This window comes from Kitasatospora sp. NBC_01300, from assembly GCF_041435235.1.
Classification (GTDB): Bacteria; Actinomycetota; Actinomycetes; order Streptomycetales; family Streptomycetaceae; genus Kitasatospora.
On record NZ_CP108410.1, the window covers coordinates 21,597 to 43,825 of the forward strand.

At 72.5% G+C, this 22,229-nt stretch carries 23 protein-coding genes; 7 read left to right on the plus strand and 16 right to left on the minus strand.

The window, feature by feature from the left end:
* Nucleotides 1–105 precede the first annotated feature (105 nt).
* From OG556_RS39960 to OG556_RS39980, 5 genes are read right to left on the minus strand one after another with little or no spacing between them, the layout of a single operon-like run.
* Nucleotides 106–1,230 (minus strand): radical SAM/SPASM domain-containing protein, encoded by a 1,125-nt coding sequence (locus OG556_RS39960; RefSeq protein ID WP_331731294.1) that lies wholly within the window; start codon nucleotides 1,228–1,230, stop codon nucleotides 106–108.
* A 10-nt stretch (nucleotides 1,231–1,240) separates the two neighbouring features.
* Nucleotides 1,241–2,362, minus strand: coding sequence for a radical SAM/SPASM domain-containing protein (locus tag OG556_RS39965; RefSeq protein WP_331731297.1), 1,122 nt, complete (start codon nucleotides 2,360–2,362; stop codon nucleotides 1,241–1,243).
* On the minus strand, nucleotides 2,359–3,147 hold the full coding sequence (locus OG556_RS39970; protein ID WP_331731300.1) for a nucleotidyltransferase domain-containing protein: 789 nt from the start codon (nucleotides 3,145–3,147) through the stop codon (nucleotides 2,359–2,361). The genes OG556_RS39965 and OG556_RS39970 overlap by 4 nt, the downstream gene beginning before the upstream one ends.
* Nucleotides 3,144–4,595, minus strand: coding sequence for an FAD-dependent oxidoreductase (locus tag OG556_RS39975; RefSeq protein WP_371523232.1), 1,452 nt, complete (start codon nucleotides 4,593–4,595; stop codon nucleotides 3,144–3,146). Before OG556_RS39975 ends, OG556_RS39970 begins: the two co-directional genes overlap by 4 nt.
* Complete coding sequence (locus OG556_RS39980; RefSeq protein WP_331731303.1) at nucleotides 4,592–5,542, minus strand: hypothetical protein; 951 nt, start codon at nucleotides 5,540–5,542, stop codon at nucleotides 4,592–4,594. Before OG556_RS39980 ends, OG556_RS39975 begins: the two co-directional genes overlap by 4 nt.
* Before the next feature lie 222 nt (nucleotides 5,543–5,764).
* On the opposite strand from OG556_RS39980, the gene OG556_RS39985 reads away from it, so the two are divergent.
* Genes OG556_RS39985 through OG556_RS39995 form a run of 3 tightly spaced genes read left to right on the plus strand, consistent with a single transcriptional unit; the run spans nucleotide 5,765 to nucleotide 8,496 of the window.
* Nucleotides 5,765–7,069, plus strand: coding sequence for a hypothetical protein (locus OG556_RS39985; protein ID WP_331731306.1), 1,305 nt, complete (start codon nucleotides 5,765–5,767; stop codon nucleotides 7,067–7,069).
* Nucleotides 7,066–7,626, plus strand: coding sequence for a GNAT family N-acetyltransferase (locus OG556_RS39990; RefSeq protein WP_331731309.1), 561 nt, complete (start codon nucleotides 7,066–7,068; stop codon nucleotides 7,624–7,626). Before OG556_RS39985 ends, OG556_RS39990 begins: the two co-directional genes overlap by 4 nt.
* 39 nt (nucleotides 7,627–7,665) lie before the next feature.
* The gene (locus OG556_RS39995; RefSeq protein WP_331731312.1) at nucleotides 7,666–8,496 is read left to right on the plus strand and encodes an NUDIX hydrolase; all 831 of its coding nucleotides are present in this window, start codon (nucleotides 7,666–7,668) and stop codon (nucleotides 8,494–8,496) included.
* 357 nt (nucleotides 8,497–8,853) lie between these two features.
* Here the strand turns inward: OG556_RS39995 and OG556_RS40000 are convergent, their stop codons facing one another.
* Nucleotides 8,854–9,414: a hypothetical protein gene (locus OG556_RS40000; protein ID WP_371523235.1), complete on the minus strand. Its 561-nt coding sequence runs from the start codon at nucleotides 9,412–9,414 to the stop codon at nucleotides 8,854–8,856.
* A 196-nt stretch (nucleotides 9,415–9,610) separates the two neighbouring features.
* Between OG556_RS40000 and OG556_RS40005 the strand changes: the two genes are divergently transcribed.
* Complete coding sequence (locus tag OG556_RS40005) at nucleotides 9,611–9,910, plus strand: hypothetical protein (protein WP_331731317.1); 300 nt, start codon at nucleotides 9,611–9,613, stop codon at nucleotides 9,908–9,910.
* A gap of 46 nt (nucleotides 9,911–9,956) precedes the next feature.
* On the opposite strand, the gene OG556_RS40010 is transcribed toward OG556_RS40005, so the two are convergent.
* From OG556_RS40010 to OG556_RS40020, 3 genes are all read right to left on the minus strand, one after another.
* Nucleotides 9,957–10,919: a hypothetical protein gene (locus OG556_RS40010; RefSeq protein WP_331731320.1), complete on the minus strand. Its 963-nt coding sequence runs from the start codon at nucleotides 10,917–10,919 to the stop codon at nucleotides 9,957–9,959.
* A gap of 308 nt (nucleotides 10,920–11,227) precedes the next feature.
* Complete coding sequence (locus OG556_RS40015; protein ID WP_331731323.1) at nucleotides 11,228–11,803, minus strand: hypothetical protein; 576 nt, start codon at nucleotides 11,801–11,803, stop codon at nucleotides 11,228–11,230.
* Nucleotides 11,804–11,847: 44 nt separating this feature from the next.
* Entirely contained in the window at nucleotides 11,848–12,240 is a 393-nt protein-coding gene (locus tag OG556_RS40020) for a hypothetical protein (protein ID WP_331731326.1), read from the minus strand.
* Nucleotides 12,241–12,387: 147 nt separating this feature from the next.
* On the opposite strand from OG556_RS40020, the gene OG556_RS40025 reads away from it, so the two are divergent.
* Both OG556_RS40025 and OG556_RS40030 read left to right on the plus strand, forming a co-directional pair.
* Nucleotides 12,388–13,377 (plus strand): ATP-dependent DNA ligase, encoded by a 990-nt coding sequence (locus OG556_RS40025; RefSeq protein WP_331731329.1) that lies wholly within the window; start codon nucleotides 12,388–12,390, stop codon nucleotides 13,375–13,377.
* Between the two features lie 77 nt (nucleotides 13,378–13,454).
* On the plus strand, nucleotides 13,455–13,811 hold the full coding sequence (locus OG556_RS40030) for a hypothetical protein (protein WP_331731332.1): 357 nt from the start codon (nucleotides 13,455–13,457) through the stop codon (nucleotides 13,809–13,811).
* Between the two features lie 63 nt (nucleotides 13,812–13,874).
* Here the strand turns inward: OG556_RS40030 and OG556_RS40035 are convergent, their stop codons facing one another.
* Genes OG556_RS40035 through OG556_RS40045 form a run of 3 tightly spaced genes read right to left on the minus strand, consistent with a single transcriptional unit; the run spans nucleotide 13,875 to nucleotide 15,658 of the window.
* Nucleotides 13,875–14,219 (minus strand): hypothetical protein, encoded by a 345-nt coding sequence (locus OG556_RS40035; RefSeq protein WP_331731334.1) that lies wholly within the window; start codon nucleotides 14,217–14,219, stop codon nucleotides 13,875–13,877.
* A 55-nt stretch (nucleotides 14,220–14,274) separates the two neighbouring features.
* A complete protein-coding gene (locus OG556_RS40040; protein ID WP_331731336.1) occupies nucleotides 14,275–15,168 on the minus strand; it encodes a hypothetical protein in 894 nt (297 codons plus the stop codon).
* Between the two features lie 31 nt (nucleotides 15,169–15,199).
* On the minus strand, nucleotides 15,200–15,658 hold the full coding sequence (locus OG556_RS40045; RefSeq protein WP_331731338.1) for a hypothetical protein: 459 nt from the start codon (nucleotides 15,656–15,658) through the stop codon (nucleotides 15,200–15,202).
* 13 nt (nucleotides 15,659–15,671) lie between these two features.
* On the opposite strand from OG556_RS40045, the gene OG556_RS40050 reads away from it, so the two are divergent.
* The gene (locus OG556_RS40050; protein ID WP_331731341.1) at nucleotides 15,672–16,016 is read left to right on the plus strand and encodes a hypothetical protein; all 345 of its coding nucleotides are present in this window, start codon (nucleotides 15,672–15,674) and stop codon (nucleotides 16,014–16,016) included.
* Between the two features lie 14 nt (nucleotides 16,017–16,030).
* Here the strand turns inward: OG556_RS40050 and OG556_RS40055 are convergent, their stop codons facing one another.
* From OG556_RS40055 to OG556_RS40070, 4 genes are all read right to left on the minus strand, one after another.
* Nucleotides 16,031–16,708, minus strand: a complete 678-nt coding sequence (locus tag OG556_RS40055) for a hypothetical protein (RefSeq protein ID WP_331731344.1) — start codon at nucleotides 16,706–16,708, stop codon at nucleotides 16,031–16,033.
* Between the two features lie 31 nt (nucleotides 16,709–16,739).
* On the minus strand, nucleotides 16,740–19,172 hold the full coding sequence (locus OG556_RS40060) for a Helicase associated domain protein (protein ID WP_331731346.1): 2,433 nt from the start codon (nucleotides 19,170–19,172) through the stop codon (nucleotides 16,740–16,742).
* A gap of 83 nt (nucleotides 19,173–19,255) precedes the next feature.
* Nucleotides 19,256–19,957, minus strand: a complete 702-nt coding sequence (locus tag OG556_RS40065; RefSeq protein WP_331731347.1) for a helix-turn-helix domain containing protein — start codon at nucleotides 19,955–19,957, stop codon at nucleotides 19,256–19,258.
* On the minus strand, nucleotides 19,954–22,227 hold the full coding sequence (locus OG556_RS40070) for a hypothetical protein (protein ID WP_331731841.1): 2,274 nt from the start codon (nucleotides 22,225–22,227) through the stop codon (nucleotides 19,954–19,956). The genes OG556_RS40065 and OG556_RS40070 overlap by 4 nt, the downstream gene beginning before the upstream one ends.
* Nucleotides 22,228–22,229 lie beyond the last annotated feature (2 nt).

The window sequence follows — 22,229 nt, forward strand, 5'->3', positions numbered from 1 at the left end:
AGCGCTCCGTTGTCCCCACCAGCGGCCTGCAGCCGACAGGTCGGACGACGCCCGCACCCGGCAGCCCGGGTGCGTGGGGCACGTGCTCCAGCTGGAGCCTTGGCCTCAGCGCAGGTCCACCAAGCGCTTCTCGGTGGACTGCTCGGCGGGCGTCGACCAGAGCGGGCAGACGGGGATGGTGGTGCGGTCGCAGTCGCTGCTGGCCAGGGTCTTGCCGAGGTGGTCGTAGGCTGCGCAGCCGCCGCCGCAGGTGGAGCTGTGGGAGCAGCTGAGGCAGTTGGTGGAGATCTTGTTGACGAGGGTGAGTTCGTTGATGCCTTGGTTGGTGAGGCGGGGGTGGATGGCTCCGTCGCGGATGACGCCGTAGTGGAGGTCGGTGTCGAAGAAGGCGCTGCAGATGTAGACGCGGCCGTCGGGGAAGATCGCCAGGCGTTCCAGGTTGCGGGCGGTGCAGCCGCCGTATCCGGCGGCGCGGAGTGCGGGGAGTTGGTCGGGGGTGGCGAAGGCGGGCGGGTAGAAGACGCGGACGCGGCGGCCGGCGGCGGCTTGGCGGATCTGCTCGCACAGTTCCATCCACTCGGGCGGCGGGATCTGGAGGTGGGGTTTGTCGGCGCCGATGCCGGTGGGGGTGAAGTAGTGCAGGGAGAGCATCTCCAGGCCGGTGGTCTCGGCGAGGTCGATGGCGTCGAAGACGTCGGTGCGGTTGGCGGTGGTGACGGTCATGATGGCGCGGGTCTGGAAGCCGGCGTTCACCGCGCGGGCCATGCTGGTCAGCAGTGGGCGCCAGGTGCCGGGTCCGCGCATCGCCTCGTGGGTGGCCTGGTGGGCGCCGTCCATGGAGAAGGAGAAGGAGTCGAGGCGGCCGTCGAGGGCGGGCCAGACCTTCGGGGCGATCAGGCCGTTGGAGGTCAGGACGACCTTGTAGCCCTGGGTCTTGCAGACGGTGAGGATCTCGTCGAACTGCGGGTGCGTGGTGGGCTCTCCGCCGAGGAGGTAGACCTTGTACTGGCCGTATGCGACGCGCAAGGTGGCGAGGATCTGCTCGACCTGGGCGGGGGTCATGCGGCGTTCGGCGTCCAGGCGTTGGCGGCCCATGTAGCAGTGGGTGCAGCGCAGTTGGCACTTCTCGGTGATGTAGAGGAAGAGGAACGGCTCCTTGGCGGCGGTGGCGTGCGGGCCGGCCTGGGCGAGGAAGTGGGACGCGGGCGGTGCGGGCGGGAGCTGGGTCACGGGGGTCCTCTCAGCGCAGGGCGTGCAGGGAGTCGTCCTGGCGGGCGCCCCAGGCGGAGACGGTCCACAGGATGCACAGCGGGGTCGTCTGGCGGTCGCAGGAGTAGAAGCCGCTGTCGGCGTAGGCGGGGATCTGGGAGTAGGCGGGGCAGCCGCCGCCGCAGGTGCCGGTGTTGGGGCAGCCGGAGCAGACCGGGTCGGCGGTCAGGTAGGCGTTGAGCTCGTTGGCGGGGTCGGGGTTGAGGACCAGGCGGTCGCCGTCGAAGGTGGCGTAGTGGCGGCCGTCGTCCATGAAGACCGGGCAGGCGAAGACCGTGCCGTCGGGGTAGACGTGGGGGCGGTCCAGGGTGCGGGCCGGGCAGCCGGGGTAGCCGCGGTCGAACCAGGCCTGCTGGTCCTCGGCGGGGACGAAGGTCGGCGGGTAGTAGACGGCGAGGCGCGGCTCGGGCGGGTGGGCCTCGATCTCCGCGCAGAAGTCCATCCACTGGTTCGGGGCGAGGGGCTGGAGGAAGCGGGCGCCGTTGCCGGTCTTACCGAGGTTGTGGAAGCTCAGAGTGTGGGCGCCGAGGTCGGCCAGGAACGGGATCAGGTCCAGGGCCCGTTCGCGGTTGGCGGTGGAGACGGTGCACATGACCCGTACCTGGTAGCCGAGCTTGCGGGCCATTCGGATGTGCCGCACGACCTGGCCGTGATTGCGGGGGTTGCCGCGGATGCGGCGGTGGACGGTGGGGTCGGCGGACTCCAGCGAGAAGTTGAAGGAGCTGAGCTTCTCGGGCGGGATGCGGTCGAAGAGCGTGTCGTCGAAGTCGCCGTTGCTGCTGATGGTGACCTGGTAGCCGCGCTCGCGGCCGGCCGCGACGATCTCGGGCAGCTCGGGGTGCATGGTCGGCTCGCCGCCGAGCAGGTACAGCTTGTCGTGACCGCCGGTGATCCTGAAGTAGTCCATGACCTCGACGGCCTTCTCGACGGACATGGTGTTGGCGGCGTTGAGGCGGGTGTTGCCGACGTAGCAGGTTTTGCACCGCAGGCTGCAGGCGGTGGTGGGGTAGAGGAAGACGAACCGCTCGCGGGTCTGGCGGTAGATCGGCTGCGGGGTGCGAATGCTCGGCAGGCCGAGCGAGACTGCGGTCATCGTGAGGGTCCTTCCGGTTCGGTGTGCAGGTGGGCCAGGCACTGGGCGGTCAGCGCGGCTGCCACCGACGTGGTGGCTGCGGGCAGCGGGCAGGTCCCGTCGGCAGCAGCGGGCCCGGTGACGGCAGTGACGGGGTATGCGGGCAGGGCTGCAGTGCGGCGGGCGAGCTCGGGCCCGAACCACCGGCCCAGCCCGGTCCCCACCGGGGTCGCGGTCCAAGCCGGTGTGCCTGCCCGGGCCTGCCACAGGGCGGCGAGCCGCTCCGTCCCTGCCCCGGGCGGCAGAGCGAGAGTGCTCTTGTGGGGCTGGATGCGGGGCATCGGCCAGGTGGTGAAGTAGCGGCCGGCCCGCGCCTCGTAGGCGGCGAGCCGGTCGTGCGGGTCAACGGTGTGGATCTTTGGGTCGGCCAGGAACTTGAACACCACGTCGCCCTTGCGGAAGACCGACAGCGGGCAGTCGGCGAGGTAGCAGGCGGAGCGCTGAACGCCCGGGTTGGCGGCCAGGCACCGTTCGGTGAAGGTGAGCAGCTGCTCCAGGGTGGTGCGGTCGAAGATCTCCCCGCAGTGGTCGAAGGTCAGGCCCGCGCGGTGGTGGAGGTCGCGCAGCGCGTGGGCGAAGGCGTCCTCGGCGGCGGTGTCGCTGGTGCGGGTGAGGGTGAAGACGTCGATGTCGCTGGTGGGCTTCGCCTGGCCGCGGGCGTAGGAGCCGCCGACGAACGCGAAGAGGAGGTCGGCGCCGAAGATGTCGTCGGCGAGTCGGACGGCGGAGCGGCAGGTGTCGTTCACGCGCTCACCGAGCTGGTGGCCCGGGTGGCGAGGTGGTGTTCGGCCGCGGCGAGTCCGGCGACGGCGGCCTGCAGGATGCCCTGGGCCAGTCCGCCGCAGTCCCCCGCCGCGTACAGCCCCGGCCGGGAGGTCTCCATCCCCGGGCTGAGCTGCATCTCGTCCCAGAGGTTCTCCAGTTCCAGACCGGCGACCGTCACCTGGCGCAGCGCGTCCTGGGTGAGGCCGCCGGGGAGGAACGCGGCCATCAGGTCCTCGAATGCCTCGGTGAGGGCGGCGTGCACGTCGTCGGGGAGCACGGAGTCCAGGCGGGTGACCTGGTAGTCCGTCAGGGAGGGGCGCAGGCCGGTGCGTTCGGTGAGCTGGGTCAGGTCGCGGTAGCGCAGCAGTCGGTCGCGGAAGTCCGGGTACCACTGGATGACCGGCTTGCCGGGCCGGTCGGTGCGCAGGCTGCGGTAGGGGGTGAGCAGGTGCTGGTCGATCCAGGCGGTGTCCCGGGGCTGGCCGTCGGGGGCGCGGAGCTGGGCGAGGAGGGCGAAGTTCGAGGCCCCGGAGTGGTGGCCGGCCTCGGCGATGACGTGGCCGTCCAGCAGGGTGTGGCCGGCGTCCGCGTAGTCGGTGAACTTGATCCGGCCGCCTCCCGGTCCGGCGCAGAAGCAGAACGTCTTCACCTTCACCCCGCTGCGGGTCAGGGTGGTCTTGAAGTCGTCGTGGACGGCCGCACCGCCGGTGAGCAGGTGGGTAGGGCATTCGAAGCGGACCCCGACGGAGGGGGCCGGCGGGCGGTGGTCGAGGTCGAGCGTGGTGACCTGCCGGTGCCACCAGGCCTGGCCGCGGCGGCCGACGGCGGCCACCACCGACCGGGCGGTGACGGTGCGGGTGCCTTCACGGCTGGTGAGGCGGGCCGTCCAGGTGCCGTCGTCTGCAGGGGTGAGGTCGGTGACCCGGGTCAGCATCCGAAGGTCCACGCCGTCGCGGCCGGCCAGGCGGTGGTGGAGTCGCTCGATGACGGCGCGGACCTGGTCGGAGGTGAGGGAGGCGACCGGGTAGTCCTTCACCGTGAACGGCAGGGTGTTCGCGGCGGCCCGGCGGAAGGCGGGCGGGGTGGGGCCACAGAGCAGGTCGAGGGCCTGCTCAGTGAGCGGTTCCGCGTCGGCGCCCAGCTGTTCGGCCAGCCGGCGGCCGGAGGGGAAGCGGGAGAGCTTGACGCCGTCGCCGTAGTGAATGGAGCCGCCGAACCCGCTGATGACGTTGCAGATGCCCCGGCATCCTCGGCAGGTGCGCTGCAGGTCGACCGGGCAGGTGCGCTGATCGTAGGGGCGGCCGGTGTCGGCGACCAGGACCCGGGCCCCGGCGGCGGACAGGCGCTCGGCGGCCACCAGCCCGGCAGGTCCCGCGCCGATCACCAGGACGTCGGGAGCGTCCAGGGCGGCGGTCATTCCGGTGTTCAACGGGTTGTCTCCTTCATCCGGCCGGCGATCCAGGCAGCGGCCTGCGCGGCGCGTTCGGCCGTGGTCGCGGTCGCGGTGGCGATGGTGGCCAGCACGTCGTCGTCGTGCAGGTGGCGACGTCCCGGGCCCGATGCCAGCAACGGGGTCGCGCACAGGTCGACCACCTGCTGGCAGCCGTCGTTGGTGGCTAGGTTCGCGATGGCGGTGCGGTACGCGTGGTCGATGCCGTTGGTGGCGAGCACCAGGTCGAAGCGGTGCCCGGCCAGGTCCTGCCGGGCCGCGGTCAGGCGCAGCGCGACGGCGGGGGTGCCGGCCCGGGTGAGGGTGTTGCGCAGGCTCTTCGGGTCACGGGTGATCATGATGACCGCGCGGTCGTGGGCGAGGTCGGCGGCCACCGCGCGGGCGAGCATCCCGCCGCCGACGATCGCGGTGAACCCGGTCGGCGTCCCGGCGGCCGGTCCGGGTTGGGTGAGCAGCTGGCGGGTGAGGTCGGTGTAGTCGAAGCGGGATTCGAGGCCGAAGCGGCGTCGTGCCTCGGTGGCCAGGAGCAGTGGTTCGGCGGCGGCCCTGCGCAGTGGGTGGGTGACGGGCAGGGCGGCGAAGGCGTGGGAGACCTGGCGGTGGATGAACGCCTCGCCGGGGATGACGGACAGGCAGCCGGCCGCGATCTGGGCGAGCCGGGCGGTCGCCGCGTCGTGGCCGACGATGCGGGTGTTGAGGTCCAGGACGGGGCCGTCGGTGGTGGTGGAGTACCACTCGGTGCGGTGGCAGGTGCGCAGCAGGACACCGGTCGGGGACGGGGCGGGCGGGTTGGCCAGCAGGTGCTGGTGGGCGGCGGCCAGGTCGGTGAGCGTGTGGGTGGTGCGGTCGTTGAAGGTGACCTGGGCGATGCGGCCGGCGGCCGGGGCGGGGGTGGTTCTGCTGCTGGTTCGCAGGGTGTCGGACATGGCGGAGCCCTCCGTACGCGGGAGACGGGGGTCGGATGGCCAGCTGGAGGCGCGGGGCCGGTGACCAGGAAAGCCCCCCGGGCCGGTGTGAGGCGATGTCAGAGAGCGGAAAGGGAAAGGAAATTGGGCCTATCCGGGGTGGGGTCGGCGCAGCGGGGGTGTGCGGCGGGTGTCCGCTTCGCTACCGTCAGCTGTGACATCGGGTGCGTGGGGGAGTCGGCTGTGGCCAAGACACCGAACGACGTGTTCCGCCGGGTGCGCGAGGTGGAGTGGGACATGAGCCGCCTGCAGGCCGCCGCGTTCATCCGCGAGAGCGGCCAGAGCCTCGGCATCCCTGTCGAATGCGGCCCCCGCACGATCACGACCTGGGAGGACGGCACCGTGGCCCGGCCCAACCCCGACTACTGCCAGCTCCTCTTCAAGCTGACCGGCCGCACCGCCACCGAGCTCGGCTTCGCCCCGCCCGGCCGCCGTCCCCGCACCCCGCGAAACAGCCAAGCCGCCGCGCAGACCCGCCCGCCGCAGCAACTGGACCGCCGGGCGGTGTTCGGCGCGGCCGGCGCGCTGCTCCTGACAGCCACCGCCCCGGCCACCGAGGGGCCAGGCCGGATCGGGGCCGCCCAGCTGCGCGCCATCCACGAAGCCGAGCAGGTGCTCTACGCCGCCGACCGCGAGCACGGATCCGCCGACCTCGACCACAAGGCCCGCCAGGCCCTGGCCGCCGCCCACACCTGGATCGGCCGCGGCACCTACGGCCACGACACCGGACGGCGCCTGCACTCGGCCACCGGCGCACTGTCGGTCGCCGCCGGCTGGCTCGCCCTGGACGGCGGCCACACCGGCGACGCCCGCACCCGCTACACCGAAGCGGTCACCAGTGCCCGTCTCGCCGACGATCCCCGGCTCGAAGCCCACGCCTTCGGCTGCCTGTCCCTGCTCGCCCACGCCACCGGCCGACCCCGCGAAGCAGTCGCGGCAGCCCAGGTCGCCCAGCGGGCCGTCGCCACCGAGGGCTCCCCACGCTGGCTGTCCCTGCTGGCGATGCGCGAGGCCCGCGGCTGGGCCCTGCAGCGCGACCGCTCCCAGACCGAGAGCGCACTGGTCCGGGCCCACCACCACTACGCTGCCGGGCCCCGTGACGCCGACCCGCCCTGGCTGGAGTTCTACGTCCCCGCCGAACTGGCCGGCCTGGAGTCGCTGTGCCGCTCCGACCTCGGACAGCACGGCCGAGCCGGACACGGCGCCGAGCAGGCCGTCATGCTCTTCGGCACCGGCCACGCCAGAAACCGGGCCCTGTACACCGCCGACATCGCCCTGCACCGCCTACGCGGACCCAGCCCCGACCTCGACGCCGCAACCGAGGCAGCCCTCAACGCCCTCGGCCACCTGCGCAGCATCCGCTCCGCCCGGCTCGAACGCTCCCTGCAACAGGTCGCCCTCCAGCTCGCCACACACCCGGGCCCCACCACACACGACGCCCTCGACGCCTACCGCACCGCCCTGCCGGCCACCGGGAGCAGCACATGAACACCCCCACCGAACTCACCCTCCGCACCCACGGCCCGCAGGCCACCACCGCCATGCTCGACACCCTCACCGACATCTGGACCGCCGCGCACACCGGCCACGACGACGTCGCCGACGCCGGGTTCACCCCCGACGCGCTGCGCCGCCAGATCACCGGCCACACCCGACACGACCACTTCACCCTGGTCACCGCCCACCCCGCAGGCGAAGGGGCGCCGATCGGCTTCGGCTACGGCTTCCGCTGCTCCCCCGCCTACTGGCTCGGCCCCACCCTGCTGTCCACCATCAGTAGCCCGGTCACAACCGTCGACACGCTCGCGGGACTGTGCGAGCTCGCGGTCCTGCCCGCCTGGCAGGGGCGGGGCGTCGGCAGCACCATCCACCACGCGCTCGTCGACGCCCTCGCCACCGACTGGGCCTCCCTGCTTGCGATGCCCGGCGAAGACCGTCCCGAACAGCGCCTCTACCGCCGACTCGGCTACCACTACGCCGGTCCCTACCAGCCGGCCCCGGACGCACCGGTGCTCGATCTTCTGCTGCTGTACCAGGGCTGCTGAGCAAAGTGTCCGCCGCGTCCCGACCAGTACAGGAGCAACATGACCACCATCCGCCGCCCGTTCCCGCCCGGCTCCGCTACGGGAGGCGGAGACCGGCCGGGTAGACCCGAGGAGCTGCGGGCGGTCGAGTTCTTCGACGCACCGCACCTTGACCTGGTCGAAGTAGCGGCACCGGCGCTCTCGGCAGCTGAGCGGCTCGGCATGGACCGGATCTGGGCTCGCGACGCCGCCCGCAACCCTGCACTGTTCGACGGTCCCGTGATCGCCTGCACCGCACTGGAGCGTTCCACCCTGGGGAAGCTGGTCCTGTCCTGGGCACCGGTCAGCTACCGCTACCGGGCGCTGCGCCAGGTCAGTGCCGCATGGAAGCCGTCCGCTGTCTTCGTCACCGTCCTGCAGCCGGTCACCGGCGGCGGACTTGTCGTCGGACGCGAGTCCGCGTCGACCGCCCACCCCGGCCGCTGGCAGATTCCCGGCGGTTCCGTCGAACCACCGCCAGCCGGGCAGCCCCTCGACCTGGACTCGCTCCGCCAACACGCCGCTCGCGAACTCGCCGAGGAAGTCGGGCCGAAGGTCGAAGCCGACACCCTGAAGCTGTGGGCGGTGTCGCGCGGCGAGCACGGCAACGTCGGAATCCACTTCGTGAGCCAGCCACTGCCCGAAGACCTGGTGCGTCGACACCACCGGGAACTGCTGTCCTCCCTGGGCGATGGCGTCGAACCAGAGCTGGAGCAGATCGAGATCGTGGAATCCGAACAGCAGTTGGCTGCTCTCGGGCGCACCGTGGACTACCTGGCCCCGCTACTGGGCCGGTGGACAGCGGCACCCCAGGCGTCTGCCGCCGACCCGGCTACTGGGAGCGGCGGGTGATGCAGCCCGGCGAGTGGGACAAGCACCTGCACGGCCACGGGGTCCTGACGGCGTGGCCTGACTCCCGCCACGGCTTTCCCGAAGTCGTCCTTGGGCGGTGCCCGGCAGACGCGCTCACCGCGGCTACCCCCGGCGGATATCTTCCGCCTGGGGCAGCCACCGTTGCGGTCGGGCCGTCTACGGCTCTGCCCCGAAAATACGAGGACTATCCGGCCGGGGCGACCGCCAGCCGGGATGCGGCACCGGCAACGGCCGGGCATTGCGCCGATACGGGCATGAGCGGCTCGGCGGAAGCGGGGCGCGCCGACCTGCGCCCAGTGCCCAGGGTGTGCCCGCCTGATCCTCTTCGGGCTTCGGTCAGCGTCGTTCGACGCTGAAGCCGCTGTCGTGGAGCGCGGCGTTCCATCGGTCCCGGTCGAACCACTGGGTGATGTCGGGCGACATGGCGGTGATCTGCTTCATCCGGTCGTTCCAGTCGTGGCCGGAGGGGCCGCGGCTGCCCTCACACCCCTCGCACCCGTCCTCGCCGTGGATGTGGCCAGCCATCCACGCGTTCACGGCGAGGTTGATCATCACCGCGTAGAGGTCGCCTCCGGTCTGCGCCAGGGAGTCCGGGACGCCGGCGAGCAGCAGGGCCAGTTCCGGATTGTCGACCGGCGGCATCGGGGCCACGCCCACGCTGGAACTGTCGCTGGACTCCTCGAACTCCCTCTGCTGCTGGGCGATCGCCGTGGCAAGCCCGGCCGAGTCGAAGTACCGCCAGGCGGACCGTTCCTGGATGCCCAACCGGGCGGCGACCTCGGTCATGTTGGCCTCGATGATGTCCGCCACGGCCCCGGGCCGCACCGTAACCCCGAGGCGGGCGAGTTCGGCCAGCGTCTGCGCGACCGCTTCGTTGAAAACCTTCGTGTTCCTCACAGCAGCAGAGTAGGGCCCCGTACTCAGCTGCTGCTCGGGCCAAAGGGACTCCAGGGCCTCGCGGTTGACGGCGGGGCGGCTCTGGCGGGAGCGGGCCTCGTACGTGGTCAGCCTGGACAACCGTGCCCACGGGCCACGGTTGTCCGGCGCGGAAACCCGCTGGCCAGCCCGGGGCACCTCTCCGTAGGCTCCGCTGATGATCAACAACGATGACGACATATCGACTCCCCCGCAGGACCTGGTGGACGCCGGGAACGAGCTCCACACGGTGCTGGAGCGTTACCTGGCCACCCCGGACGCCCCTGATGCCCGGACCGACATCTTCTACGCCCAGGAGAAGCTGGCCCTGGCCGTCACCGGCTACACGCACTGGGAGTCCGAGGACGGCCAGGCCCTGCACACCGCTGTCCGCGACCTGGCCGGCTCCATCCAGTACGGCCACGGCGCCACGCTCACCGAACTGCGCGCGGCGCTCGACCAGCTCAACGCCCTGTAGTTGCGGAGGGCGGCGGGCCGACCGGCCCGCCGCGCCAGGCGTCCGGCTACGCGTAGACCTGGAACGCCAATGCGTTCTCCTCCGCCCTGTTCCCGGCCGCCCGTTCCTGCGCCTTGCGGCCCGAGGTCCAGCGCAGGTCCCGCACCTCCAGCTCGCAGAGCCCGTCGGCGCTGGCCAGCTTCATGGTGCAGCCGGAGCGGTCACTGAACCCGGTGTCGGGCTCAGAGCAGTGGCACCAGCGACCGGTGACCGTGACGTCGAGGCCGACCAGGGGGTGGGTGAGCAGCTTGAGGATCCGGGAGTGATCCGGTGAGTTGGTCATCTCCAGCTTCCACCGCCACCCCGGCCGCATCGGGTCGGACCAGAGGTCGCTGCCGCCGTACCCGCCCGGGAACGCCGTGACGTTGATCCGGCGCAGCAGGGCGCTGCTGAAGTAGGGGTCGAGCCGACGTGCTGCTCGCCACTGCTCGACGTCGCGCTCGGCCAGGCAGATGTCCGGGGACCGGAAGCAGGGGTGCTCCTCGCGGGCGAGGGCCTGTTCGGCGACGGCGGCAGCTGCGCGCTCCCACCAGTGGACGGGGAAGCCGGTGAGCTTGACCGCGGCGCCGGTGCCGAGCTGGGTCAGCAGGACGTGGTGGCTGGTGGTGGTGTAGCGCAGTCCGCCGGCGCCGTGCACCAGGTAGTCCGGGCCGGGGTCGACGGGGAGCAGGCCCTGCGCCCAGTGCGAGATGGCGTACGGCTCCGGCTCCAGCGTGATGGTCAGCAGGTCGCCTTCCGGGTGGAGGGACCGGATGCCCATCGGGTGCGCCGAGACGGTGGACAGGCCCCGGCCGCGGTGCAGCACGGTGCACTCCAGCCGGGCCTGCTCGACGGTGGACGCTGCGGGGATGACCGGCTGGCCGGGCTCCCAGGTGCGCAGCAGCCGCTCCAGGGCGGCGCGGTACTTCTCGCCGGTGACCTTGGTGCGCAGCTTGGCCATGTGCTGAAGCTGCGTGGTGGTGTCGTTCATCGCCGATCCCGTGCACGCGCAGCCGGGCCCCGGGCGGCGGCGCGCTGCGTGAGCGGGTCGACGGCGTCATGCTGCGGTGGTGCCAGAGTGCCGAGGCTGGGGACCGAACTCGCCTGCCCGGTCGGGGCCGCGCGGCAGACGACGGTCGGGCGCTCTGTCTGCCCGCGGACAGCCAAGCAGCCGGGTCGCCAGGCCACCGGGCAACGCGCCGCACTGTTCACACGGACGGCTGACCGGCCGGCTCGCGGGGGTGGGCACTGCGGCCGGAGCCGCCCGGGCCGCACCGCCCGCGCAGCCGTGCCGCAGTGTCAGTCGGCGCCGGGGTAGAGCATCCCGTCCACGCCGAGCGCCGCCGCCTCCCGCCGGTTCAGCGCCTCGTTGAGCAGCTGCTCCCCTTCGTGCAGGTGGTCGATCACCTGCTGTGCGTGGAGCTCCTCCTCCGCACGGTCGGTGCCGTCCGGCCTCGACCGGAAGCGGATTGTCTCGTCGGCGGCTTCCAGCAGCTTGGCCGCCGCGGCGGCGAAGCCCTCCTCCGTCCGGCCGCCGGTGTCCAGCGCGACGGCGCCCGGGGCGGAGAAGTCCTCGGCGAGCACGGCGAGGTGGCCGTCAGCCCGGCCGAGATGGCCAAGGACCGCCATGCGGTGGTCCTCGTGCACCGGCCAGGCCAGCGGCTTGGCGAGGTTGGCGATCTCCACCGCCGTGCTCGGGTGGGCGGCGATCACCAGGTTGAAGCTGGCGTGGTCGGCCGCGCGGCGAAGGTGCGCGGCCAGAACCGCGGTGCGCACCTCGTCGTCCTCGTGCTCCAGAGAGGCGGGAACGTCCACGTCCAACGCCGCCAGGGCGGCGCGCAGTTGACCCTCGGTCGGGTTCAGGTTCTCGTACACGCCGGGCATCATCCCGCTGGCCGCTGCTCGACAGGAAGCCGCGGTCACCCGATCGGGTGGCGTCCGTTCGGCACGATGTAGGGGCGCAGCAGGACGGCCAGTCCCATGGTGACGCCGAAGGCGACCGGTCCGGCGAGCCCCAGGACAACCGTTCGGGCGATCCCGTCGAGCAAGTTCTCCGCGACCAGCATCAGGGTGATGGCCAGGGCGACGCCGCCGCCCAGGAGCAGCGCGAGTCGGGCTCCGACCGGCAGCCACGCGGGCCCGGGCTCACTCAGTACTTCCCGGGCGTGGGCCGCGTGGCCCTGCAGATCACCGGTCACTGCGCCACATTGGCAGACCAGGTGCGTGACGTTCTGCCCGGCGAGGGCGGAGGCTACGGGGTCGTTCTCCCGGACGGGTCCGTGGCGTCCGTCGTCCATCGGGGGCCTGCGCACATTGACTTCCTTCGGCCGGTTCGAACTGCGATCAGAGTATCGCGGGCGGGTGGCGCCGGTGGCTCGCTCGGGAGCAATGGCAGCGCGGGCCCGCCCCGGGGCCGGTGCGGGCGCATCCTGGGATTGAGTACCTGGAGGAGGCGTCCCGTGCCGAAGGCCCCGAAGACGGAGACCACCTCCGGGGTGGTGCCGTTCGACCTGCCGGTGGAGCTCGCGCTGGCCCGCCCGGTCACCGAGGTTCCGCCAGAGGCACCGGGCCGCTGGTTCGAACCGAAGGTAGACGGCTGGCGGTGCTGTCTGCGCACCGGTCGGGACGCCCGGCTGTTCTCCCGGCACGGAACCGACCTCAGCCAGGCGTTCTCCGACATCGTGGCCGCTGCCGCGGGCCTGCCGGACGCGGTCCTGGACGGTGAACTGCTGGCCGTCCGCCCCGACGGCACGCTCGCCTTCGGACTGCTGCAGACCAGGGCGGGCGGGCGCGGCCCCCGCCCCCGAGAGGGCTTCCAGACCCAGATCGCCGCATTCGACCTGCTGGCCGAAGGCAGCAGGGACCTGCGTGCGCTGCCGCTCGGGGAGCGCCGGGCGGGCCTGCTCGCCGTCCTGCCCGCAGGCGGGGCGATCTGGCCGCTGCCGACCACCGACAGCCCGGACCAGGCGAAGGGCTGGTTCGGCTCGCTCGGCGGTGGCATTGAGGGCTGTGTGGTCAAGAGCTCCGCCCGGCCCTACCGGGGCGGGCACCGGTCCGACTGGCTGAAGTACCGGGTGAAGGACAGCGTCAGCGCCGTCATCCTCGGCATCACCCCGGCCGCGACCCCCGCCTCCCAGTCGGCGGTCCTCGGTCTGCCCGGCTCCGACGGCCGGCTGCGGGCCGTCGGCGTCAGCCTCCCCCTGCCGGCCGCCCTCCGCGCCCACCTGGCCACCCGCCTGCGCCCCACCGGTAGGGGCCTGGCCGAGCTGCCCGGAACCGTCGGCGGGCTTCCGGGCAGTGCCCCGGTCCGGTACCAACCCGTGGAACCCACCACCGTCGTCGACATCGAGGTGGACGCCGGCCAGCAGGAGTACGGCCGCTACCGTCACCGCCCGCGGGTCCTACGGCTTCGCGCCGACCTGGAAGCGAACGACCTCGCCCCACGTTGACGGCTGCCACCCCGATCGGGTGATTCCCGCGCCCCAGGGCCCCGGTGATGTCGGGCCCCTCCCCTACCGTCCAGAGCATGAACTCTGTCACCGCCACAGCACCGTCCGGCACCACTCTCCTGCGCCACCCGGACACCAGCGGACACCCCGCGCTGGGGGGCGCCGCCGTTACCCACATCACCAGCACGCTGCGAGCCGCCCTGATCGAGCTGGGAGCCCACCTGGATCCGCCTGGCGCGGCGGCCGACCCCGACGGGACCGCGTGCGAGGCGCTGCGCCTGGTGGTCGCGGGCGCGTACGACACTGCCGATGCGGGCGAGGAGGCGGGGCAGCTCTACGTCACGCCGTCCGTCGCCGAGCTGGGGCACCGGCCGGTGTGGCTGCGCAAGGCGCCGCACGGGATCACGGCCGGCTTCCCTGCAGAGCACTGCTGACCGGCTTCGGACGGAACAGCGAAGGGGCGGACCGTGATGGTCCGCCCCTTCGCCGTGGGCCGGTCATCGCGGCGGGCTGCCGACTGGGACCCAGATCACCTCGGCACTCCAGTCGGGCACCTCCACGGCGACGGCCTCGGCTGTTCCGAAGAGGAAGCCGTAGTCCTCGACCGGCCAGACATCTGCGACCTCCGCCTCGTACTCCAGCTGCCAGGGGTACGGGTTGTTCTCCTCGTCCTCCTCCCCGAACCAGAAGATGGCGCGGCGCTTCTGGCCGTACTTGGTGGGCCCGATCGGCTCGTCCGAGACGAGACCGCCGTCGGGCAGGTCATCGGGGAATCCGGCCTCCTGCAGCTCGGCCACGGTGAAGGTGCGGGTGAGGGGTACGGCGCTCGGGCGGTCGTTCAACGGCGTCCTTCCAAGGCGGAGCCGGGGGCTGGGCAGCCCCCGGCCGGTGGGGTGATCAGGCACTGCTGGGCAGGTGGGCCTGTCCCGTGTGCAGGACGGGGGCGGTTCCGGCGATGTGGCGCAGCAGGTGGAGCAGGCGGTCGGCGGTGCCGGGTGGGGTGGGCGTCCTGTACTGGCCGGTGGTGGGGTCGAGGTCGGCCCGCCACATGCAGACGAGGGTCTGCACCCGGTGCACCCGTCCGTAGCCGGACGGGAGGACGGTCCGGTAGGTCTTGAGGGGGCGCAGCGCGTCGCCGAGCGGGGCCAGCTCCATGTCCCAGAGCACCACCGTGCGGTCGGCGAGGGTCGCGGCGAGTTCGTCGAGCGCGGGTGCGGCTTCGACGGCGTCGGCCGGAGCGCCCGGGGTACGGGGGCCGGTCAGGCGCAGCGTCTGGTCGAAGAGGGCGTGGGCGTCGCGTGCGTCGAGGACGGTGATCCGGGCGGCGGCCGGCGGCCGGGGCTTGCCGATGTCGGCGGGCGGCCGGGGCGTGTACTGGACACCGAGGACCGCCAGGTGGTCGTTGGCCAGGAACTCGGCGGCCTGTCCGCCGGCCACCCGGGACCGCTCCGCCGCTGCCTCCTGCGCGGCCCGCAGCCGCTGGATGTGGCTGCAGACGGCGCACAGCTGCTTGCCGTCGGCGGTCTCGGGGTGGGCTCCGCATTCGGTGCAGGTGCGGAAGAGCGTGGTGCGGCGGGCGGCGAGCTGGACGGCGGTCGCGGCGGTGGGGACGGACTCGTTGATGTCGTAGAGCTCGAAGGTCCCCTTCTTCCCGCCCGGGTGCCTGGCGGTGATGGTGGCCCGGGCCGGGCCGGCGGGCTGGCGGGGAAGGTCGAGGGCGGACAGGCGGGTCTTGGTGACGAGGTGGTTGGGCAGGTCGCCCCACCAGGAATATTCGGGGAGCTTGGTCATGCCGGTTCCTGTTCTGTGAGGGGCTGGAGGGTCAGGCTTCGTCGTCCTCGGACTGCGGCAGCTCGGGGTTGCCCGCGTGATCGTCGTCGTGGTGCTTCCACGGGTCGGACCCGTCCGGCAGCTCGGCCGGGCGCAGCTCGCCGCACCCTCCGCGGACGGTGCAGAGCGTGAGGTGGTCGGGGTGCCCTGCTGCGCCGCGGGTGTAGCGGTTGCGGACAGCGGTCTCCTTGACGCCCAGACGCGGGCCGATGCGGGACCACGGGACGGGCGGTGCACAGACGTCGCGCAGCGCGAGCACGAGTTCGTCGGCCAGGCCGTCGAAGTGCCGCTGGGCGGCCGAGACGTCAGCGAGCAACCCGAGCAGGGCGTCGGCGCGCTGGTCCTCGGGAGCGGAGTACAGCCGCTGCTGGATCAGGGCCAGGTGTTCGCTGGCCCTGAGCGCGGACTGGACGAACTCGGCGGTGCTTCGCCCGTCGGGGACGAGGGCCACGCTCCACGTCAGTGTGTTCCCGGTCGACCTGCTCGGGGTTGCGGGGGTTGAGCGCGAGCGCGCGGGCCCGGACGATCTGGGTGCGGCGGTGATCGTCAAGGGCGCCCACCAGCGCGGTCACCGTCGCGAGGATCTCGGCCCGGCGGGCCTGGACGTTCTGGTCCTGCTGCTGGGCGCGGGAGGCCCGCTGCTGCAGAAAGTGCCCGAGCAAGGTGCCGCCGAGCGCGGCGCCGGCGCCGACGAGTGCGGTGCCGACCGTGACGATCGCGGTGCTGTCCATGGGGTCCCCTCCGTGTGCGGCTTCGTTCGGATGTGCTCAGGCGAGCGCCCGGTGCGGGCCCCCGTCGGCGAGCGGTGACCGTGGGGCCGGTGTCAGCGCTGGGCGCTGGGAAGCTCGGCGGCAGCGGATAGATCGGTTTCCATGGCATCGGCGTAGTCGTCCAGGGACTGGCAGAGCCGGGCGGTGGTGTCCAGGTCCAGCGGCGCTCCCCCGCCCCGCCACTGCCTCCAGAGTTGGGCCATGCCCCTCACCAACGCAGTCACCTGATCGGCCGGGATCATCAGCTGGCCGTCGACGCGGTGGACGGCCAACTGGACCGGCTCCCCGTCGCCGTCCAAGGGCTGCCGGTACTCGTCCTCGACGAACGGCTGTCCGTCCGGCCTGCGGGGTAGCTGCGGCTCCCGGGGGGTCATGGCGCGGGCCAGCTGCTCCTTCCGCTCGGCGACGCGGGCGGCGGCCCGCGCGGCCAGCTCAGGGGTGATCGACGGCGACTCCGGGGGAACGGAGACACCGCCAGCGGCGGCTTCGAGGCGGGCCCGCTCGGCTTCGACCACCAGCCGCTCCTCGACGGCGGCGGCGCCGGCCATCCACCCCCGGACGTACTCGTCGCCGCTGTCGCGGGGGCTCCTGTGCGCGGCCGACTCCGCGACACTGACCGCCCAGTCGAGGACGTCGAACTCGTCCCGGGCGACGGCCGCCAGGGCGTAGTCGCGGGAGTGGCCGGCGTCCATGAGGTGCTGCGCCAGCAGGTACAGGCCGTAGCCGTTCATCGGGTCTTCCTCCAGTCGGGCGGGGCGGGGGTCAGTGCGTCGGCTCGCTCTTGCCGTGCTGCTCGTACAGGGCGTCCAGCAGGCTGATCTGCTGGGTCGTCAGCTTCCCGGCCGCGCGGGCCTTGTCCTGCTTGCCCAGCCAGCTACCGGGTCGGAAAGCGGGGTCGGCCTCCCCACCGGTGCGGTTCACCGGGCCGTCCAAGGTCCCGTCGCCCGCGAGGTAGGCGACCATGCGCCGGTAGGAGCGGTTCCAGTCCGGGTGCAGCCGCCACAGCGGGTCCAGCTCGTCGAGGAGCTTGGCCTGCTGGGGGGTGAGGTCGGCCTGGCGCTGGCGTACCAGCCAGCGGCCGACGTTGTACGCATCGAGCTGTTCCGTGAACTTCGCGGCCAGATGGCCGTGGATCTCCCGGAACGCCTTGGCGTAGGCCGCACCGCGCACCCAGGCGTGGGCGTGCTTGTCCCAGATCATCCCGATCGCGTCCAGCTCGGACACCCGGGCGGCGTCCAGGCTGCCCTTCTCCCGGAGGTAGCGCTGGTTGCCGAGCCAGGTGATCAGCTCCCGGTGCTGCTCCTGGTCGGTGACGTCCAGGTGCTTGTGCTCGATGTAGAACTCGGCGGCGCGGGCCCACATCCGCTCCCACTCCTGGGTGCGCGGGCTGAACATCCTGAGCTTCAGCGAGCGCAGGATCTCGGCCGCGTGGGCACGGGCCTTGATGCGCAGCCACTCGATCGGGGACTCCACCGTCGTCTCCGCCACCTCGACCTCGACCCCGGCCCCGTTCTCCGCGTCGCCGGTGTCGGCCTGCGGGGAGGTGACCTTGAGCCGGGATTCCCCGGTGTTGAAGGTTGTGCCGGGCTGGGAGCGGTGGGTGCGCAGGTCGGCGATGCGGCCGACGACCCGGGAGTCGACCCCAGCGAGCGCGCGGAGGACGTGCAGGACGGCGCGGAAGGCCGAGGACTGGATGGCGATGTCGGCCTCCTCCTGGACCTGGGGGCCGGCCGGGCTGACGATCGCCGGATCGGCGACGGGGAGGTCGTCGGCCTCGTCGTCACCGGCCTCGTTGTCGGGGCTCGCGATGTAGACCGGGATGATGACGTAGGCCGTCTTGCCCTGGTTGGGGGCCTGGCGCACGGCCCGGCCGAGAGCCTGCACGATGTCCACGGGACTGCTTTTCGGGTCGGCGAAGACGATCGCGTCGACCGTGGGCATGTCGATGCCTTCGGCGAGCAGGCGGGCGTTGCACAGGATGCCGCACTCCTCGCCCTCGTCGCCGTCCCGGAGCCCGGTGTGGGCGCGGAACTCCTCGAACGTGGCCTGGCGGACCTTGCGCGGGTCGGTGCCGGCCACGGCCTTGGCCCAGATCCGCTCGGGCCGGTCGTAGTCCGGCAGCAGGTCGGCGGTCTCCACCAGGGAGGCCGCGAACTTGCGCGCGTAGTCGATCCGGGCGTGGAAGGAGATGACCCTGCGAAGCCCCAGGTCGGCGATCGCCCGCAGGACCGCGACCTGCAGCGCCAGCCTCTGGAGGTCCTCATTCGTGCGCTGGGAGCGCAGGTCGGCGACGGCGGGCAGCGACAGCAGCTCGCGCAGGTCCTCGTCGGTGACCACCGGAACAATGATCTTGTAGTCCGCGATCCAGCCGCCGGTCACCCCCTCCTCGAAGGTCCACCGGAACGCGGTGCGCCCGAACACGGCCTCGTCGTCCATCGAGTACAGGGAGCGGGAGGTGCCCAGGACCAGGTCGGACAGGTCACCTTCGGCGGGCTCGTCGGCGATGCGCGGGGTGGCGGTGAAGTACAGGCGCCGCTGGGCCGGGACCTTGGCGTCGTCGTGGACGGCCGCCCAGGTCTTGTCGAGGGCGCCGGCGGTTCGGTGGGCCTCGTCGATGATCACCAGGTCCCACTCCGGCAGCCGGAACTCGGCGTGCGCCTTGACCAGCCTCTCCAAGCTGGCGTAGGTCGCGTACACGGTGACGGGCCTGCCCGCGGGCACCCTGGCGACGAGGTCGGCGAGTTCGGCGGCATCGGTGGTGACGTGGCCGTCGACGTGCCCACCGGCCTCGGCGCTCTCCAGTGCCTCCTCCCGGGAGCAGGCGGCGATCGCGGTGCCCGTCCGGCCGCCGAGGGTGCTCCACGACTTCGCGGTCTGCTCCAGAAGCTCGATCGTCGGCATCAGCACCAGGACGCGCCCGTACCGTGCGAGGCGCTTGGCGCAGTTGGCGGAGACCAGGGTCTTGCCGGCGCCGCACGCCATCTCCAGGATCGCCCGGCCGCCGACCTTGACCTCGCGGTAGGCCGCCGAGACGGCCCGGCGCTGGTAGTCGCGCATCGGCGCGATCCTGACCTTCGGCGGCACCGGGTGGCGGCCCTGCGTCACGGCTTCGGCCAGGGCCCTGGCCGAAGCGATGTCGGCGGCGGCCTGCTCGGACAGCTCGGCGTCGCCCTGCCGGCCGGTGGTGGGGTTCACGAGGGGCGTCCTTGTCTCTGGTGCGAACGGTGCGGAGGGAGGAGCGGATCGGCGGATCGGGGCCCGCGCGGGGTGGGCGCGGGTCAGGACCGGGGTACCCAGCCGCGGACTTCGAGGTACTCCACCGCGGCGTCGGGCACCGCGCGGCCGGTCTCGACCAGCCATTCCTGGACCGCCTCCGTGACGTCGCCGTGGTGGCGGGCGACGCGCTGCGACCAGTCCGCCGCGTTGAGGCCGCCGTTCTGCGCGTCCCCGTACGCGCGCTCCTCGGTGCCGTCGGGCCGGGGCTGGTACCCGCGCTTGAGGCCTGCGGAGTCCTTCTCGGACCCGGGCGACATCGTGAACTGGTTCGCCTTCATCCGTACGGTGAAGGCGAGCCGGCCCCGGGGGTTGGCACCGGTGTCGTGGACGACCTTGGCGAGCTGGGACGCGCCGGTGCTGATCGCCTGCCGACCGGCCCGGCCGGTCATGCTGGTGCCGGAGACGATGATGTCCTTGCCCCGGACCCGGGCCTTGTCCCCGCCCTTGGTGGTACGGCGCTTGATGTTCTGGTCCGCGATGCCGGCCAGGGCCTCGGTGTCCCGCTCACCGCCGCGCACCGCCCGGACCAGCTGGCGCAGCGCGGTGACCATGCTCGCGCCCTTGCCCTTGGTGAAGAACTGGGACACCAGCGAGGCGTTGCGGCCGAGCAGTTTGGCGACCTGGTTCTTGGTGTAGCCCTCGTCCAGGAGTTCCTGGGTGAGGCGGGCCGCCTCGTTCGGGTTGTTCGGGTCGGCGGGGCTCATCGGTTACTCCCTTCCAGCGGGGTGTTCCAGGCCTGGTGCATCCGGTCGAGCGCGTCGCCGTCGCCCCGGCGGGCGGCGTCGGCGACGTCCAGGGCGGCGGCGGTCGTGGCGAAGTGGGTGCGGCCGAGGTCGCGCAGTTCCAGCAGCCGGTCCTCCGTGGTCGGGGCGTCGACCGGGCCAGGCTGGTAGCCCTTCAGCAGGTACTCGCCCGGCTTGCCGAAGTAGGGCCACCGGATGGGTTCGGTGCTGTAGACGGCGTCGGTGCGCAGCGCGACGACAGATCCGGGCGGCAGGTGCAGTGCTCCGGCCTGGCCGACAGCGGTCTTGCCGTCGCGGATGCTCATGTCGAGCAGGGCGGCGCGGGCGTCCGACCAGACCCCGGCGGCCCACTCGGGGTGGGCCCAGGGGTCGCGGGCGAGGCTGGTGACCCGCTCCCAGGTGGTGACGTGCTCGTCCTGGCCGATGATCATGGCGCCGTCGGGGACGGGCTGGTCGATGGGGGTGGTGCCGGTGTTCACGCGGGGGCGGCGGGCGAAGTCGCCGATGCCGTAGAGCAGGATCGAGCGGATACCGCGTGAGGCCAGGTGCGCGGCGCGGCGGGTGCGCTCGTCGCCGTGGACCCGGGAGAGGCCGACCAGGTCGGACCAGGCGCTCTTGAGGCCGACGGCCCACTTGTCGAGAGGGTCGCCCTCCTTCCACACCAGGCCGTCCAGGATCTCGATCCGCCACGGCGTCTTCTGGGGGTTCTCCATCATGGCGAGGAAGACCTCGTTGCCTCCCGCCCAGGTGGTGAAGGTGGTGCCGGGGTTGGCCGGGTACTCCCAGGCGCGGTCGCCGGGGACCGGCGCGGGCAGGATCCCGACGTGGTTCCAGTCCTGCGGGACGGTCGCGCGGATGTGCCAGTGGGAAGGGTCCTTGAGTGCCTTGCGGCGCTGCTTGGCGTCCATCGCCTCGAACATCCGGGGGGTGATGCGCTGGGGGGCGCCGACACCGGAGCGGTGGGTGTGCCGGCCGTACGCGAAGGTCCGGTCGGCCTCGTACAGGCCCTGCAGGGTGCCCGGGACGCGCGGCGGCACGATGAGCTCGGTGCGGCCCTGCCCAGCGGTCGCGTGCATCAGCGCCCGGAGTTCCTCGCTCATCACCGGGAAGCCGCCCGCGAACTGGCCGCTGGTCGGGATGGTCCGCTTCCACAAGTCGCGGCCCATCGCCGAGGGGAAGGCCATCATGACCACGTCCGGCCACTGCCGCTGCAGTGCCTCGTAGATCAGCCAGAAGGCGTGGCGCACCAGGGCGACGTCGGCACCGTCTGGGGTGAACCAGGGCCCGACAGAGTGGATCTCGACCTGACGGGCGTCGCGCTCGGCGCCAGACGGGATGTAGCGGCCGACCGGGTTTCGGGGGTGGACGAGGTGGCTGGCGAACTGGTCGCGGTTCGCGCCGCGGCCCCGGCTCTCCGTCCAGCGGGGGCCCGGGGTGTTGAGCCAGGCCGCCACCGCCTCCTTGAGGGTGGGGTAGCGCTGTGAGCTGAGGTGCCAGGGGTCGCCGGCGGTGATGTAGATCCGCTGCACGCCGGGGACGACGGACGTGACGGCGTCGAGGATGTCCCCGGGCGTGCGGGCGCCGAGGTCGACGCGGCCGACGTGGCTCTGGGTGGCCAGGTCACCGGTCTTGGCGTCCAGCCAGACGGTCTCGTACCAGTTCTGCTCCCAGGTCGGCCGCTTGTTGTGCAGGCCTTCGGTGAGGGCGGTGTACCGCTCCCCGGCCGGGCCCTGCGGGATCGAGGGGAGGACCCGGACCTGGTGCTGGGCCGGGACCGGGGTCTGCTCGGCCGGGACCCGGTCCTCGGTCGGCACGGCCGAAGCGGCGCTCTCGTCCGTAACGGCGTCGGCGGAGGCCGTCTCGGCGGCTGCCGGGCCGGGGGCAACGGGCTCGGTGGCCGGGGTGCTCGTTTGTTCCGGCGCGTCGGGCTCGGGCCGGGTCTCGGCCGGGGAGTCCCGGAGGGCGGCCGGGGTGGGGTCGAGCAGCGGGGCGATCCGGACGACGTCCGCCAGCTTCAGGCCTCCGGCCTTGGCCACGGTGTCACCCTTCGCGCCCTCGTAGCCCGCGAGCTCCGCGACGGCGCGGGCGCGCTGCCGGTCGAGCGCGTCGAACTTCTCCTTCTTCGCGGCGAGCACCTTCTCGGCGGCCGTGAGGTCGCTCTGGGCCTCCTTGATCCGGTCGCGCAGGGCGCGCAGCTCGGTGAGCTTCGCGGTGAAGGTCTGGCGGTCCATCA